The sequence below is a fragment of the Thermococcus marinus genome, assembly GCF_055389025.1.
Map to the genome: position 1 here is coordinate 298,485 of NZ_AP042417.1, position 14,618 is coordinate 313,102.

Below are 14,618 nucleotides of genomic sequence, written 5' to 3' on the forward strand. Positions count from 1 at the left end.
ATTATCATCCCGCTTTGGTTTTTAGAGGCTCACGAGGAGACTATGCGAATCAGACGGATTATGTCCTTGACCTCAAGGACGCCGTGGACGCGGTTTTCATCGTCAACAACCGGGAGGTGGTGCTTTCCCGTTTCGAGCATTATCCCTATCGCCCGACCGAGGTTGTCATTGACGTGGATGGTTACGGGCCTGCGAACCATTATGTCCCCCACACGGGAGGCACGGTTAATGGAATACTTCTTCAGCAGGCCGACACCGACTATGGAGTACCTCTTGGGGGGCTCGAAGAAGCGGAGAATGTCCTTCATGGTGACGAAGCCAAGGAGCTTGCCCTCATTATCAACGATGACAGCGGAGCTTTCCTCGTCCCTGAGGCTCTGCACGAGCTTTGAAAGGGGGTCTTCAGGGTGGAGCGTCAGGAACTCCCTGTCCATGACCAGCCTGACGGGAACCTTGGAGATGTAGCGGATGTTGTGGCTGAGCTCCTCCTTGCGCTGGAGCTGTATCATTCTGCGCTTGCTGTGGATTATCTTCACTTTCTTGGCCTTTGTAGCTTTGTTATTCTCAAAGGTCTTTACTTGCTCCATAATGCACCCACTGAATTTAATAATACACAAAAGTGTTTAAAGGTTTCGGGGATTTTTTGGCAAGTTCGTGTTAATAGCAGGGAAAAAATGAAAACAGATTAACCAGGAATTTGCCAAAAACTTTTTAAGGAACAACCCAGAGACACCGGTAAGGGAAATATGGTTTCTGGAACCGGAGACGGAAAGACCTACGACGTCGTTATTGTTGGAGCTGGCCCCGCTGGACTTTTCGCGGCCTACGAGCTGGCGGAGAAGAGCGACCTGAGCGTTCTCGTCATAGATGAAGGCGGCGACGTCAAGCAGCGCGTTTGTCCGATGTACGAGCTCGGTTATTGTGTCGAGTGCAAGCCCTGCCACATAATGAGCGGTGTCGGCGGCGCCGGCGGTCTGAGCGACGGCACGATAAACCTCCGTCCGGACATTGGCGGTGACCTAACCGAGCTGACGAACGATGAGAACTACGCCTGGCAGCTCGTATGGGAAGTTGACCAGATTTTTCTAAAGCATAAAGCACCGAGGAACCTCTTCAAGGGGAACCCGGAGCAGGTGAAGTACTGGGAGCAGAAGGCGGCACAGGCGGGAGTGAAGTTCATACCCATAATCCAGAGGCACATAGGCTCCGACAGGACGCCCGAGGTCATAGACGACATAAAGCGGTATCTGGAGAGCAAAGGGGTCAAGTTTCTCCTCTGGACGAAGGCTTTGGAGTTCGGAAAGGGCTGGGTCAAAGTGAGGCGCGGAAAGGACGTCTTCGAGATTAAAGCCCGCTACATAATCGTTGCCCCCGGAAGGGGCGGGGCGGACTGGTTCCACGAGGTGGCCCAGAGGATAGGCCTAAAGGCGAGGCACGGGCCCATTGACGTTGGCGTCCGCGTTGAGGTTCCGGCGATAGTCATGGAGCCGATAACGAGCATAAACCACGACCCCAAGTTCCACATCTACACCGACACCTACGACGACTTCGTGAGGACTTTCTGCACCAACCCGAACGGCTTCGTCGTCGAGGAGCGCTACGACGGCTACGTCGGGGTGAACGGCCACTCGATGCACGAGAAGAAGAGCAACAACACCAACTTCGCCTTCCTGAGCAGGATAGAGCTCACCGAGCCCGTTGAGGACACGACAGCTTACGGCAAGAGCATAGCTCAGCTGGCAACAACGATAGGCGGTGGAAAGCCCCTCATTCAGCGCCTCGGCGACCTGAGGAGGGGAAGGAGGAGCACGTGGGCGAGGATAAGGAGGAGCGACGTCGAGCCCACCTTAAAGAACGTAACGCCGGGAGACATAGCGATGGCTTTACCGCACCGTGTCGTGACGAACATCATAGAGGGCCTGGAAAAGCTCGACCGCGTTCTGCCCGGCGTTGCAAGCGACCACACACTCCTCTACGCGCCGGAAATCAAGTACTATGCCATGAAGGTCGAGGTAGACGAGAACCTTGAGACGAGCATCGGGGGCATCTTTGCCGCTGGAGACGGAGCCGGCCTAAGCAGGGACATAGTAAACGCAGCCGCCACCGGCCTCCTCGCCGCGAGGGGAATACTCAAGAAGGAGGGCCTCTACACCGAGAAGGACTTCAGGAAGCCGGGGAACTGGAAGGAAAAGATAGAGTCGCTCAGCTGACTCCCATCACTACTTTTTCCCAATTCTCCCATATACGCTAACCATTAACACACATAGAAGAGCATTGAGAAAAGTATTTATGCATTGACACTGTATTTTAGTTCTGGGTGGTGCATATGAATACAATCCTTGATGCCCTCACAAACGCCAGAGAGGGCATAATCCTGGTGGAGTACCCATCGAAGGGCCACCCCGAACTGACGTTCTTTGAAATTGTCAACAGGTGGAGGCAGAAAGGTATAACCCCCCTTATAGTCGATATCTGGGACACCCTTCACATTTTTATCCAGAACCTGAAGTTTGAGGGGAAGGAGCTGGACATCAGTGACGTTCCAGTGATAAAGGAAAGGGGCGTCGTTAAGACAGGAAAGCTCATAGGACGGGTTGATGTCATGGAAGACTTTGACTACCACCTCGCGGCCTATGGCCAGCTCGCAAGGAGAGTCCCAGAGCAGTCAAGGAACCACACGATAGTAGTGGGGATGGAGAAGTTCTCATTTCCATTCATAGACAACCCCCCCAAGCTGGAGCGGTATTTTGAAAGAGTAACAAGAAGATACCTGACCATAGAGAACAGAACCAACTTTCTGTTCCTCAACACGGACATCGCCTCCGAGTACCTCAGGAAGGGGCTTGAACTGGACTCTGACTACGTGGTGAAAATAGACGGCAGGAACGTCCAGCTCTTAAAGTCGCCGGGGGTGACTGAAAATGGACTTTAAGGAGTACCTATCAAGGATTTCTCCCGGGGAGAGCGTCCTCATCGAACACACCTCCCTGTCAGCATATCCCCTCGCATTCTACAGAATTGGCGAGAAGTACGGCTGGGACAGAATCCTTCTTATTGACGTGATAGACTCCAGCCTGATAGTTCTCAGGTGGCTCAGGCTCTCAGGCAGCGGCGTTCCCACCAACATCAGAAGAATAAAGGTGGGAGGGGTCTCAAGCTGGGGCAACGTGGTGCTGGACGTTAACCCGTACAATGACCCGGGAATCTTTATGAGTAAGGTAACCAAGACTGTGCAGAGGTTGTACTCAAAAAACGACTTTACTGTAGCCCTCATCATGAACCCCGAGAGACTCGTCCCCCTCCAAAACGGGGACAGGAGTTTTATACTGGCACTCGCAGACATGGCGTCCGCATTCCTCGGAAACCCCCGGAAAGTTGCCTTCTACTTCATCAACGGGGAGATCGCGGATAAAGGGTACCTGGCCCTCCTTGAGGAGGCCTTCACGCGGGTTCTGGCATTCACGGAAAAGACAAAGCTCACAGTCCTGAAATCTCTTGAAATTGGAGAGGAAGGGCGCGAGATAGAGCTTAAGTAATGCGGAGAAGAAAACAGCGAGATTACAGCATCTTTTCTGTTTTATTTCCCCTAATGATATTCCAAACAGCCGGGACAGAAAAACTTCTTAAAGTCCTGATAAAATTACGTCACAGGTGATATGTGGAAGTCCTGGCCATGGTCATCGGGTCCGCGGTTGCATACCTGGTTCTGTCCTGGAGAAAGGAAAGAGAATGGGAGGAGGAGCTTGAGCTCAGCAGGGGGCTCAACATCGTCAGAATGTTCAAAGACCCTGAGTACAACATAACTCCAAAAAACCGCCAGAACACCAAAGTGGCCATCAAGCACGCCGTTAAGATAGACAAACGCGCTCTTCTGGAGAACATGCCCAAGAGCGCAACGATTATCATAGTGGACAGTGAGGGGAGAGCCTACGCGGGTAAATTCGGGGGAGTAGAATATGAACAAAGAGGAATATTTCCTTTCAAAAAGAACGTTCCAAAGATTAAGGTAAGGACAGCAAAGCAGGGCCGGCCGGTTGTAAGGGAATACAACAACATCGACGAAGTCTACATCAAGCTGATGAAGAGCACCGAGCGCATAGCCGAGGAGTGGAGGAAGGATAAGTTCTACTACGCCGCCATCGTGGCAAAAAAGAAGGGCAGGTATCCGTTTAAGATAAGGAGAGGCTAATACCGAAGGTTCCCCCACAAAACAAGGCTAACATCACATAGATGACATTAAGAAGAGCCCTCACAGTGGGAGGGGCTTCAAAAAGCCATAACTGAAAGAAAAAATAGAAAACTCAACAAGAGAGAACAGCAGGCTCCCTTTACCTTGCCACCTCCAATACAATCACTAACCCGGGATAGCTCCAGGAGTCGCCTGTATGTGCGGATATCCTAATTTCATCGTTGATAAGACCTATCTTCATGTAGTAGGCGTCGCACTCCCTCAGCGGTTTATCCCATTCACTTTCTCCCCGAACCGAGGCCCCAGCCAGTAATAGCGGACGAGCTTCTCCGCCAGTAGGGGATGGTAATAAAGCGCCAAATCGGATATCCCGTATAAAACCCACCCTTCCGTAAATCCATACGGAAGATAATTATTGGCAGGTCGTCCAGTATTCACCAGCGATTCAAAGTCAGATTCAGCGTTCTCTTTCAGCCTCACATCCCTGTGGTATTGAGGATACCTCTCAAGGAGTAGCTCCTCAGTTAGATTCTCGATTATCCCAATGTCCTCCCAGGTCATTCTGTACGCCATACTTCCAAGCCTCTCACAGGCCCACGTCCAGTTCTCCACGTTAACCTCACCCTTCCCGTCCAGAGAAATCCTGTAGAACGTCACGTTCTCTATTTCGCCCATACCCCTCTCGATTGAGTACCAGTAGTAGTTGCCAAGGGGGATTATCGGGAGTTCCTGATCGAGGACAAAATACGTGCCGTTGATTTTTATCGCTACTGTTGCGTGACCTATCGTTTGGTTCCAGTAGTCGATGCTGAGAACGTAAACTGGACTAACGTTGGCGTCGAGGAGGAGGTCGGCGGTTAGAATTGCGTAGTCTGTGCATATCCCGCTACGCAGGGCAAAAGCCGTGTCGTTGGTAGCCTGGAGCATTGTAAGGTTGAGGTACCGTTCCTTTTCGCTCTCATTAAGAGAGTCCCACAACTCAACACTTTGGTTCACGTACTCCGCCTTTGTATAGTTGTACTCGATATTTTCATCAATCCACCCCAAAACCGCCCACGCCCAGTCAAGGGCTGAAGTATACCCCAAAAAGCGCGATGAGATATTCTCAACTTTTTTCTCAGCAGAAAACTTAGGGCGGATTTGAGGGCGTCTGTTTCAGTTCCTTCGTACCTCCAGTCATGAGTCGGTCGGTTCCAATCCCAACCTCGTATCCGTCAGGCAGGTAATCCCCGTCGGTGTCCATCATGAGGGGATTGGTGTAGTAGACTAAAACCTCCCGCCCATCTGTCAAGTTATCCCGGTCAGTATCGTTCACTAAGGGATTCGTTCCGTAGGTGAGAACCTCGTCTCCATCGCTGAGACCATCACCATCCGTGTCGGCCTTCAACGGGTTGGTTCCTTTGGATAACTCCACGCCGTCTAAAAGAGCATCACCGTCAGTATCCTCGAGGCCCGGACTCGTATTCAAGATAAAGGCTTCCCTGTAATCACTCAACCCATCGCCATCGGTGTCATTGGTTAAGGGGTTAGTTTTAAGTTCAAGTTCCTCTCCATCAGGGATCCCATCCGCATCCGTGTCGGCCCCCAATGGGTTAGTCCCAATCTTAACCTCTTCACCATCGTCCAAACCATCGCCATCCGTGTCTTTCCTGTCAGGATCCGTCCTATAAACGTTTATTTCATCCCAATTTGAGAGGCCATCCCCATCGGAGTCCACCTCCTTAGATACTATCGTGTCAGTACCAGTGCCTGAAGGAACCCTCGATGTAACGTGCTCCTTGGGCGTTTGGGTCGCAGTACCCCCTCCCTCAATGCACGCAGATGAAAAAACGACACTAACAAGAACCGCTATTAGAATTGGTGCAACGATTGTATCCAACCTTATGGCCGGAACCCTCCATTTTCAATAGTAAGCTTCGTTCCCAAAGGTTATATGCCTTGCTACGTCACCACAAACATTTAATTAGCCTAAAAGAAGGGTTCTAAGGTGAAGAAAAATGCCGATGAGATGCAAGTTCTGTAAGAAACCAGCCTTCATCAAGCTTCACTACCCAAAGATGTACCTCTGCGAGGAGCACTTCAAGGAGTACTTCGAGAGAAAGGTCAAACGGACGATAGAGCGCTACAAGATGCTCAAGCCTGACGAGAGGGTTTTGGTGGTTGTCAGCGGCGGGAAGGACTCAGCCGTCACAGCCCACATACTCAAAAAGCTCGGCTACAACATAGAGTGCCTCCACATAAACCTCGGAATCGGCGAGTACTCGGAAAAGAGCGAGAGCTACGCTAAGAAACAGTGCGAGGCCTTAGGGGTTCCTCTTCACATAGTCCGCGTCAAAGAGCTTCTCGGCAAAGGAATCGGAGAAGTTAGGACAAGGAGGCCGACCTGCTCCTACTGCGGTTTAACGAAGCGCTACATCTTCAACAAGTTCGCCTACGACAACGGCTTCGATGCAGTTGCTACTGGCCACAACCTCGACGACGAGGCGAGCTTCATCTTCTCGAACATGATGCACTGGAACACACAGTACTTAGCGAAGCAGGGGCCGGTGACGCCGAGCCAGTTCAACGGCAAGCTCGTGAAGAAGGTCAAACCGCTGTACGAGGTCACAGAGAGGGAAGTGGTGGCCTACGCTCTCGCTAATGGCATCGAGTACATGATGGAGGAGTGTCCCTATTCCGTTGGAGCGACAACGATTGAATACAAGGAGATACTCAACGAGATGGAGGAGAAGAGGCCCGGGACGAAAATCAACTTCGTCAAGGGCTTTCTACGAAAGAGGCACCTCTTCGAGGCCGAACTTCAGGAGGCGGAGCTGAGAGAGTGCAGAGTCTGCGGCATGCCGTCGAGCGGAGAAGTCTGCTCGTTCTGCAGGTTCTGGCGCCTTGAAGAGCCGATAGACTTCAGGGTGAAAAGATGAGGGTAGTCGCCACGTTCCCGAGGCTCAGAAAAACACTCATACGCGCTATGGGAGCGTATAAGGTGTTCCTGTGGGCATGCTCGGCAGTTTCGGCAGTAATGGCCGGCATAAACGCAGCGACGGGGCGGACAGCCCCCGCGCTCATATACCTGACAGCGTGGGCGTTCTTCACTGCCTCGGCGCTCATGAACTCGGACTTGGAGGAGGAGCTCAGGAGAACACGCTTCACGGTGTACTGGCGGTTCTTCAGCCGCTATTCCCCTCCCCTCGGTGGCTACGCAGTGCTCCACATACTCACGGGTCTGGTCTTTATAACCGCAGACCTCGTTCAGGGCGGCTACAGTCCCCTCGCCCTCATGCTTATCCTAAAGGGAGTCTTTGAACATGTACTTCAGGGGCTCGCGGAGAACCTGAAGGCAGCTTCCTTCCTGTACTCGGAAGTCCTTACCGGAGACCTCGACAGGATTGCCCTGAAAGACCCCTTTAAGTGAAGCGCCTCGTCTTCTCCCAGTGGAGCCTGCCGGCGAGGAGCCTCAGCAGGCCACGCATCGTGTAAACAACCCCCGCAAGGACGAAGAGAAGGAAGTAAGCGGGGTAAGCCCCAACGAACCACCACTGGACTCCAAACCCAGTTCTCCGTTTTTCAAGCCAGTTCGAATAGGCAACCGAGACCCAGAAGACAAGGAACGCGAGGACTGAAATCACGAGAAAGAGTCTGGGCCTGGCGAGGGCCAGGGGAACGCCCCCCGAGAGGACGAGGTAGCCGTTGAGAAGAACCGAGAGGAACCAGAACACCGGCACAAGGTAGCTCATCATGTAAAAGTGCTCTATGAAGGCCTCAGTAAGGCCAGAGCAACTCCTCAGGACTGGCCAGTAGTATTCAAGCATGACCTGGAGGTGTCCCTGCGCCCAGCGGGAGCGCTGTTTGATGTAGTCCTTCATCGTCTCGACGGCCTCTTCCCAGCCAGTAACACCGTGGTAGTACCAGAAGCGGTAGCCCTCTATCAGCGCCCTCGCCCAGAGGTCCGTGTCCTCGGTAACGGAGTCCTCACGGAACTTGCCCAGGCGAAGGAGATGCGAAAAGCGGAGAAGAGCGACCGTTCCGCCGTACTTTCCATTTTCATTGAGCTTCATGTCCCCCTCTATGGCAACGTTAAAGCCCACGAGCCTCTCAAGGGTTATAAAGCGGGTGATGAAGTTCCTGTTCCAGTTTCTCGGCCTGACGTTGCCCTGCACCCCAATGACGTAGTTGGGGGCACTTTCCATGATGCCCACGAGAGTCCTCAGAGCATCAGGCCCGAGGAGGTAGTCCGCATCGAGAATAAAAATGTAGTCAGGCCACTTGAACGCGGCCTCTATGACCTCAAGGGTGTAGTTCAGGGCCCTCGGCTTGCTCCGTCCCCTGTGGGACGGGACGTTGATGACAACCGCTTTGCCCCTCCAGGCCGATTCGATTTTCTTCATTACCTCAAGCGTCCGGTCGGTGGAGTTGTCGTTTATCAGAAAGACCTTGAAGTTTGAGTAGTCCTGGTTAAGCACAGAACGGGCCGTTTTCTCTATGACCGCCTCTTCATTGTGGGCGGGAATGAGGACGTAAACCGTTGGCTCAAAGAAACCCCTGGGAACTGGTTTCGGCCTCGCCGGATAGTCCCTTTGGGTGGCAAAGATGAGGAGCGTGTAGAAGACGAGGCCCGACGAGACCATGACGAACAGGAAAAACAGGACTGCCTCAAGTATGTAAGGAACCGGAATCAACAGGGAGAGCCCCGCCAGCAGGAGAATGTACAGGTAAAGCACTGATTGGAACTTGAGGGACGGCCTCATCACAAGGGTTTTATTCTGGAAGTATATATACCCTCTGGTTAAAATGGCAGGGATAAAAATCATAGGGGCATCTCACGCGGGCAGGCTGGCCAGGGAGCTGGCCGGTGAGGGGGCGCTCAAAAGCGAGAGCACTGAAAGGTACTTTGCCGAATTTCTTCTGGGTGGGCGCAGGTGCAGGGTGACCCACGAATACAAAACGGGAGAAATCTTTGTGTGGTTCGAGGAGAAAGCCGCTGTAAGCGTTCTAAAGAGAATTTTAGGCCTCACCCAGTACCTTGGAAAGGCCCTCGTTGTGGGAATCCTGCCCGGCCGGGAACTCCCGAAAGAGGCCTTCATAGAGGTTCCAGGGGGAAGAATTGGCATCACCCATGCCGGAGAAGGGCTCTGGATTGGGTGGGACGGGACGAACTGGCTCTTCTCTGCGACAGTTCAGGGGATAGCAGAGCTCATTGAAATCCTGGAGGCAGGGAGATGAAGCGGGGGTACGTCCTCCTTTTGCTTGCTGTCTCAGTGGTGGAGTTCCTGCCCCTCTTCTTCGCCCCAGCCAACCCCGACCTGAAGGGCGACGGCCTCGGACACCTCTTTAAAGTCCACAAGCTAATGGAGGACGGCTGGGAGCCGTGGATAGAGGAATGGTATGCGGGCTTCCCCCTCCTCAGGTTCTATCCCCCCGGTTCGTACATTATCGCGGCTTTCTTCGGGAAGGTTTTTGGGAGTGCAGTCAGGGGCTACGCGGCTACACTAATGCTGACGGCGTTCCTCGGTGCCCTCGCCTTGCATACCTACCTGAAGAGGCTTGAAAAAGAGCCCTACGTAGCACCGCTCGTTTTCCTGCTATTCCCGTGGCACCTCGGGGTCGCATACATCGAGGGCAACTTCCCGAGGGCAAACGCCATTCATCTTGCTCCCCTCTTCCTCCTTGGAGTCTGTCTTCTGCGGGAATACAGGGAGAGATACCTGCTCCTCTCGGCACTCTCGATTTCGCTGGTCGTCCTCACCCACCACTCAATTGTGATTCCGCTCCTGATTCTCGCGCTCGCGCTTCACTGGGAGAGCCTTACGGAGCTCCGTGTCATCGGGAACGCCATGAGGGTCATTGGGGCGGTAATCTTCCTCACCGCGTTCTGGTACATACCTTTCTTCTATGACAGGGAATGGACACACTTTTGGAACATATCAACAAACAAATGGCTCTTTCATGGATACAGCGTGTCCCCCGACCGGTTCATAACTCCCCCAGGAATCTTTATGGTGGCATTACTGACCACAGCAGTGGCAATCGGAATCCGGAGGCAGAAATTGGATACAAAAAAAGTTACACTGGTCGGGACATTCGCGTACCTATCACTCGGCCAGTATTCCCCAACCAGATGGCTCTACTACCTTCCCATCGTATCACTCATTCCACCATACAGATGGCTCGACGTTACATCAATTTTAGTGCCCCTGATTGTAGCGGACTCCCTTGAGGGCATGAAGCCGAGGCCAAAAGCCATTGCTGGACTCGCTCTGGTGCTTATTGCGGCAATTCCAACAGCGGTGCTAATGCCCGATATTGAGCCTTACCCCCAAAATTTAGTTGAGATTGGAAGATTTCTCAGAGAACAGCCCGGGGACGACTGGAGGTTCACACTGTACCCCCTTTTAGGGGTTGCCCATTACAGCTACCTTCCTGTTCTAAGTTCAAAGGGTACAATGAATGGCTGGTACCATGAGGGAAACCCCGCCGGAGACGGAGAATGGCGGATGTGGTCTCTCCTGGAGACAGGAAAGAACGCGACTCCGTATCTCAGAGCATACGCGGTGAGATTCTTCATAAGCTGCACGGATACCGCACCCTACGGTTACACATACCGACATACCGTAGGAGGGTGCAGGGTCTATGACTCCAACGTGAGCTTCGTCCAGCCGGTTTCAACCCTCATGGCCGGCCACTTCTATGACCTGCCCCTCGACTACGCGTACACCGAAGAGCTCCCCTCGAACCTCTCGGGGGTAATCGCCGTTATCTATTCAGGCAACCCGGACAACCACACGGCAGAAAATCTCTGGGAGTTCGTAAAAAGCGGAGGGACGCTCATATGGGTCCCTGAAAGCACAGACACGCTCTTCGGGGTCAGAGCTCAGGTAAGGCCGATAAACGCTTCAGAGCTCTCCTCCGAGGTCTACAACGTCTCCCGCTTCGCGTCTTTCAGGTACGGGGATTTCCCGTGGTACGGGCCGGTGTTCACGAACGTGAGCCCAATAGTGAGCATGGGAAAGTGGACGCTGATAGGGGCCAAACAGATTGGAAACGGAACCCTCTACGTCCTCGGAGGCAACTTCCTGTACCACATAGCCTACACGGGCTCCCAGTACGAGCTGGAAGTCCTGAAGAGCCTTATCCCCCAAGAGGAGGCCCGGATTCAGATAGACCAACTCGTCCGCGGGGACGGCCGGTATTCGTTCAGGATAACGGCCAAAAAGCCCGTGCTCTTAAGGGTATCGGAGGCTTACTTCCCCCACTGGAAAGTAAAGGTAAACGGGCGCGAGGCCAATGTCGTAAGGGACGACAGGACGGGGCTTACGCTCGTAAGCGTCGGGGCTGGAAGCTCTGAAATCAGCGCCGCGTTCATTGACCCATTCATCAAACTCCGCTACTATTCGGCCCTCGCATGGGCAATAATCGCAGCCTACACACTGCTGGAGTTCGCACCGATGAGGAGACTTTCGGGCCCTGAGCTGTGATGAGGGCCACCCTATCCGAGGCTTCCGCTGGGTAAACGGTAGACCTCTAAGATGGTTTGCCCATTCATTCGGAAGCGGGCTTTCGAAAGAAAAATGTAATGGCTTGCAAACGGGTTTTCTTTTTTTATTTAGCCCCCTCGATGGTATTTCGAATCGTTTATATACCCCGAGGGCATAAACTAACCCAAAGTTATCAAAGGGGGTGGACGAATGCTCGGGAACGTCATCAACGGCCTATGGGATTCACTAAAGCCGGGGGAAATCGTGCTGATAGAGAGAACGGACGTTAAAGACCAGTACTTTGGGTTGCACCACCTCATAACCTGGGGACTTTCCAAAGGATACACAGTTCTCGTTGTTGATGTCATTGATTCCCTGCACCTCATAAAGGCCAAGGCCAAGCTGGCAGGCTTCGATAGCGAGACGTTTGAGAACGTCAACGTCATAAAGATAGGAGGGAAAATAAAGAACGGAAATGTCGTTGCCTGGATAAGCGACCTCAGCGAACCTGTCATACTGATGGGAAAGTTTAAAGAGGCGTACGAGAAGTTCGTGGAGGAAAACGCACCCGTTCTAACGATAGCCTTGGGTATCGAGAAGCTCTTCGCGACTTCAGAGGTGGTGCCCAAAAACGTTCATCTGCTCCTCAGCCTCCTAGCCCAATACGTTGGAAACGAGGACAGGCTGGCGGTTCACCTCATCAAGACGTCCCTGCTAGATGAGAGCAGAAAGTTTCTCCTGGGGCTCTTGGAAGACGTTGCCACGACGGTCATTAGGGTGTCGTCCCTGGGAAGAATGACGGAGTTCAACGTCGTCAAGTCAATAAGAAAGGACATGGAGGGGGTCTCCCTCAGGGTCTAGCGTTCTCTGAAGGAGAGCCTGAACCTCAGCTCCCCCCCGACCGGGAAGAGCACCGTGTAGCTGACGCCCTGCTGGATGAAGTCCCAGCCGCTCTCGCTCTGGCTGAGGGTCTTTATCGGGAACTTCCACACTCTCGCCTTTTTGTCGAGCTCTATGGCGACCTTTCCGATGCCGTACGGGTCGTTCACCTCGAACTTATCTGCCTCGAATTCAGCGGGCTCCTCCATGACGCTGTGGACGGCTAAGTTAAGCTCGACGCCGAAGAGAGCTTTTACGTCGCTCCTCACGGCGTAGTCCACGACGAAGCCGTCCTCAGTCATGTGGAAGGTCTTCTCGACCCTCGCAGGTTTCCCTGCGACGGTGCCGTCGCGCTCAAGGGCGACACCGCCTTCGAAGAGGCTGTAGTCGTAGGCGCCAGCAAGGAAGTCACCGAGCTCAACGTACCTGTTGAGGCGGTACTCGTCGAGGGTGGTCTCCAGGTCGAGGAAGTGATCCTGGAGGATAGCCCTAAGGTAGCTGTCGTACGCTAATTCGCGCCTGATCTCCTCAGGTATCTGCCTGCCGAGCTCGTGTATGCTAGCAACACCCTCTTCGCTCTCCTCCTCCGGCGTGGCCGCCTCAGGAACCTCGTGGTAGTGCTCCCAGCGCCTCATGAGCACGTCGTTGTAGTTGACTGCCTTCCTCTTGGAGCTGAGCTCGAAGAGGGCTCCACCGTAGGCGGGCTTGAAGACCGCGTAGAAGTTCCCGTTCTCAAGGAAGACCTCATCGCGACCGTCGAAGTCAATATCCCTCACGAAGCTTCCGGTGGGAACGTGGCTGTTGGCCTTGATGATGTTCTCCCAGATGGCCCTCCTAAGGTGAGGCAGGTAGACGCCACCGAAGACGCCGTGCCAGTAGGCGTCATTGCACTGGGCCTTGAGGACGAAGTGCCTGGCCTCAGGGTTTTCCCTCACCAGCTTGCTCACCATGAGCATGCGCTTGTGCATGTAGTTGCTCTCCGGGTACTTGAAGAAGAAGTTCTTCCAGATTCCGCCGCGGACGAATATGCGGTAGCGCTCGAACTGTCCCCCCTCCTTCAGCTTCTCGACGAACTCGACGAAGAGCTTAGCCTGCTTGGCCGGGAGCGACCACTCGCTCATCTCGAAGTAAGAAGCTATGGGTAGATAGACGAGACCCTTTGGTTTGAACCTCTTGAGGTACTCCGAGTAGAGGGTGAGGTTTATCCTCTCGTCGCTTGAGACCCTGTCGAAGAACTCCCTGAGCCAGCCCTTCTCGTAGACCCACTCGTACGTTCCAGGCCAGACACCGAACTTCTCGCCGTCGTCGTGGAAAACCGCGACCTTGCTCTCATCACCGTCGTCGAGGCTGTGGAGGTACTCTATAGTCTTCTCGACCGGTCTGAACGGGATTAAGTAGCGGAGCTTCTCGTCTATCGGGAAAACGGTTATGACCTCCCCTCCGTCCTCTGTGTAGTAGGGCCAGTAGAGCTCCTCCCTGCTCAGGCCGGCGCTCATGAAGTGGTAGTCATCAACGATGACGTAGTCAATCCCAGCCTCGCGGAGGCTCTTAACGAGCTCTGGCTGCCAGACGCGCTCTGTGAGCCAGACACCCCTTGCGTCGTAGCCGAGCTTCTTTGCGAAGTCCTTGAGGAGCTTTATCTGCTCTATCCTGTCCTCCTTCGGGATGGCCGCGAGTACCGGTTCGTAGAAGCCGGCAACGACTATCTCAAGCTGTCCCCTCTTCACGAGGCTCCTGAGGAGGTCTATGTGCTCGGGCTTGTTTTCGGCTAGCCACTCAAGGAGCGGGCCGGAGTAGTGGGCCGCGACCTTCATGTTCGGGTACTCTTCCAGTGTCTCCATGAAGGGCCTGTAAGACCTCTCGTAGGCGCTCTCGAAGACCCAGCCGAAGTTTCCCAAGGGCTGGTGGTTGTGGATTCCAAAGATAAAGTTCACCATGGCAACCACCCTCTGACCAATGTTATCACTAGCAGTGATATCGAAGAAAGACATATAAACCTTTTCTTATATGATGTCACTAGAGGTGACTATTGCACACCCGTGGGGACTTCCACACATTGGGGGTGATACAATGAAAAGAAA

Annotated in this window: 14 protein-coding genes; 9 read left to right on the forward strand and 5 right to left on the reverse strand. The window is 53.5% G+C overall.

The window, feature by feature from the left end; genetic code table 11:
* Window positions 1-29: 29 nt before the first annotated feature.
* On the reverse strand, window positions 30-587 hold the full coding sequence (locus ACZ5ER_RS01585) for a CBS domain-containing protein (protein ID WP_050002350.1): 558 nt from the start codon (window positions 585-587) through the stop codon (window positions 30-32).
* A 159-nt stretch (window positions 588-746) separates the two neighbouring features.
* Here ACZ5ER_RS01585 and ACZ5ER_RS01590 point away from each other — a divergent pair, with 159 nt between their 5' ends.
* From ACZ5ER_RS01590 to ACZ5ER_RS01605, 4 genes are all read left to right on the forward strand, one after another.
* Window positions 747-2,210 carry an NAD(P)/FAD-dependent oxidoreductase gene (locus tag ACZ5ER_RS01590; RefSeq protein ID WP_464934650.1) on the forward strand — a complete coding sequence of 488 codons (1,464 nt, stop codon included), beginning with the start codon at window positions 747-749 and terminating at the stop codon, window positions 2,208-2,210.
* A gap of 116 nt (window positions 2,211-2,326) precedes the next feature.
* Window positions 2,327-2,932 carry a DUF257 family protein gene (locus ACZ5ER_RS01595; protein WP_050002348.1) on the forward strand — a complete coding sequence of 202 codons (606 nt, stop codon included), beginning with the start codon at window positions 2,327-2,329 and terminating at the stop codon, window positions 2,930-2,932.
* Complete coding sequence (locus ACZ5ER_RS01600; protein WP_050002347.1) at window positions 2,922-3,536, forward strand: DUF257 family protein; 615 nt, start codon at window positions 2,922-2,924, stop codon at window positions 3,534-3,536. The genes ACZ5ER_RS01595 and ACZ5ER_RS01600 overlap by 11 nt, the downstream gene beginning before the upstream one ends.
* Window positions 3,537-3,658: 122 nt before the next feature.
* A complete protein-coding gene (locus ACZ5ER_RS01605) occupies window positions 3,659-4,189 on the forward strand; it encodes a hypothetical protein (RefSeq protein ID WP_464934651.1) in 531 nt (176 codons plus the stop codon).
* A gap of 261 nt (window positions 4,190-4,450) precedes the next feature.
* Here ACZ5ER_RS01605 and ACZ5ER_RS01610 read toward each other — a convergent pair whose 3' ends face one another.
* Both ACZ5ER_RS01610 and ACZ5ER_RS01615 read right to left on the reverse strand, forming a co-directional pair.
* A complete protein-coding gene (locus tag ACZ5ER_RS01610) occupies window positions 4,451-5,275 on the reverse strand; it encodes a transglutaminase-like domain-containing protein (protein ID WP_464934652.1) in 825 nt (274 codons plus the stop codon).
* Between the two features lie 43 nt (window positions 5,276-5,318).
* Entirely contained in the window at window positions 5,319-6,068 is a 750-nt protein-coding gene (locus tag ACZ5ER_RS01615; protein WP_050002345.1) for a hypothetical protein, read from the reverse strand.
* 124 nt (window positions 6,069-6,192) lie between these two features.
* Between ACZ5ER_RS01615 and ttuA the strand changes: the two genes are divergently transcribed.
* Together ttuA and ACZ5ER_RS01625 are read left to right on the forward strand one after the other, a co-directional pair.
* Complete coding sequence (ttuA, locus tag ACZ5ER_RS01620; RefSeq protein ID WP_464935051.1) at window positions 6,193-7,107, forward strand: tRNA-5-methyluridine(54) 2-sulfurtransferase; 915 nt, start codon at window positions 6,193-6,195, stop codon at window positions 7,105-7,107.
* Complete coding sequence (locus ACZ5ER_RS01625) at window positions 7,104-7,598, forward strand: hypothetical protein (protein WP_050002344.1); 495 nt, start codon at window positions 7,104-7,106, stop codon at window positions 7,596-7,598. Before ttuA ends, ACZ5ER_RS01625 begins: the two co-directional genes overlap by 4 nt.
* Here the strand turns inward: ACZ5ER_RS01625 and ACZ5ER_RS01630 are convergent.
* Complete coding sequence (locus ACZ5ER_RS01630; protein WP_050002343.1) at window positions 7,591-8,931, reverse strand: glycosyltransferase family 2 protein; 1,341 nt, start codon at window positions 8,929-8,931, stop codon at window positions 7,591-7,593. The genes ACZ5ER_RS01625 and ACZ5ER_RS01630 overlap by 8 nt on opposite strands.
* A gap of 43 nt (window positions 8,932-8,974) precedes the next feature.
* On the opposite strand from ACZ5ER_RS01630, the gene ACZ5ER_RS01635 reads away from it, so the two are divergent.
* The 3 genes from ACZ5ER_RS01635 to ACZ5ER_RS01645 all read left to right on the forward strand — a co-directional run bounded on the left by ACZ5ER_RS01635 (window position 8,975) and on the right by ACZ5ER_RS01645 (window position 12,519).
* Window positions 8,975-9,406 carry a hypothetical protein gene (locus ACZ5ER_RS01635; protein WP_144244799.1) on the forward strand — a complete coding sequence of 144 codons (432 nt, stop codon included), beginning with the start codon at window positions 8,975-8,977 and terminating at the stop codon, window positions 9,404-9,406.
* Window positions 9,403-11,658 carry a 6-pyruvoyl-tetrahydropterin synthase-related protein gene (locus ACZ5ER_RS01640; protein ID WP_464934653.1) on the forward strand — a complete coding sequence of 752 codons (2,256 nt, stop codon included), beginning with the start codon at window positions 9,403-9,405 and terminating at the stop codon, window positions 11,656-11,658. Before ACZ5ER_RS01635 ends, ACZ5ER_RS01640 begins: the two co-directional genes overlap by 4 nt.
* Before the next feature lie 210 nt (window positions 11,659-11,868).
* Complete coding sequence (locus ACZ5ER_RS01645; protein ID WP_464934654.1) at window positions 11,869-12,519, forward strand: DUF257 family protein; 651 nt, start codon at window positions 11,869-11,871, stop codon at window positions 12,517-12,519.
* Here ACZ5ER_RS01645 and ACZ5ER_RS01650 read toward each other — a convergent pair.
* Window positions 12,516-14,474, reverse strand: a complete 1,959-nt coding sequence (locus ACZ5ER_RS01650) for an alpha-amylase/4-alpha-glucanotransferase domain-containing protein (protein WP_464934655.1) — start codon at window positions 14,472-14,474, stop codon at window positions 12,516-12,518. The genes ACZ5ER_RS01645 and ACZ5ER_RS01650 overlap by 4 nt on opposite strands.
* Window positions 14,475-14,618: the final 144 nt, after the last annotated feature.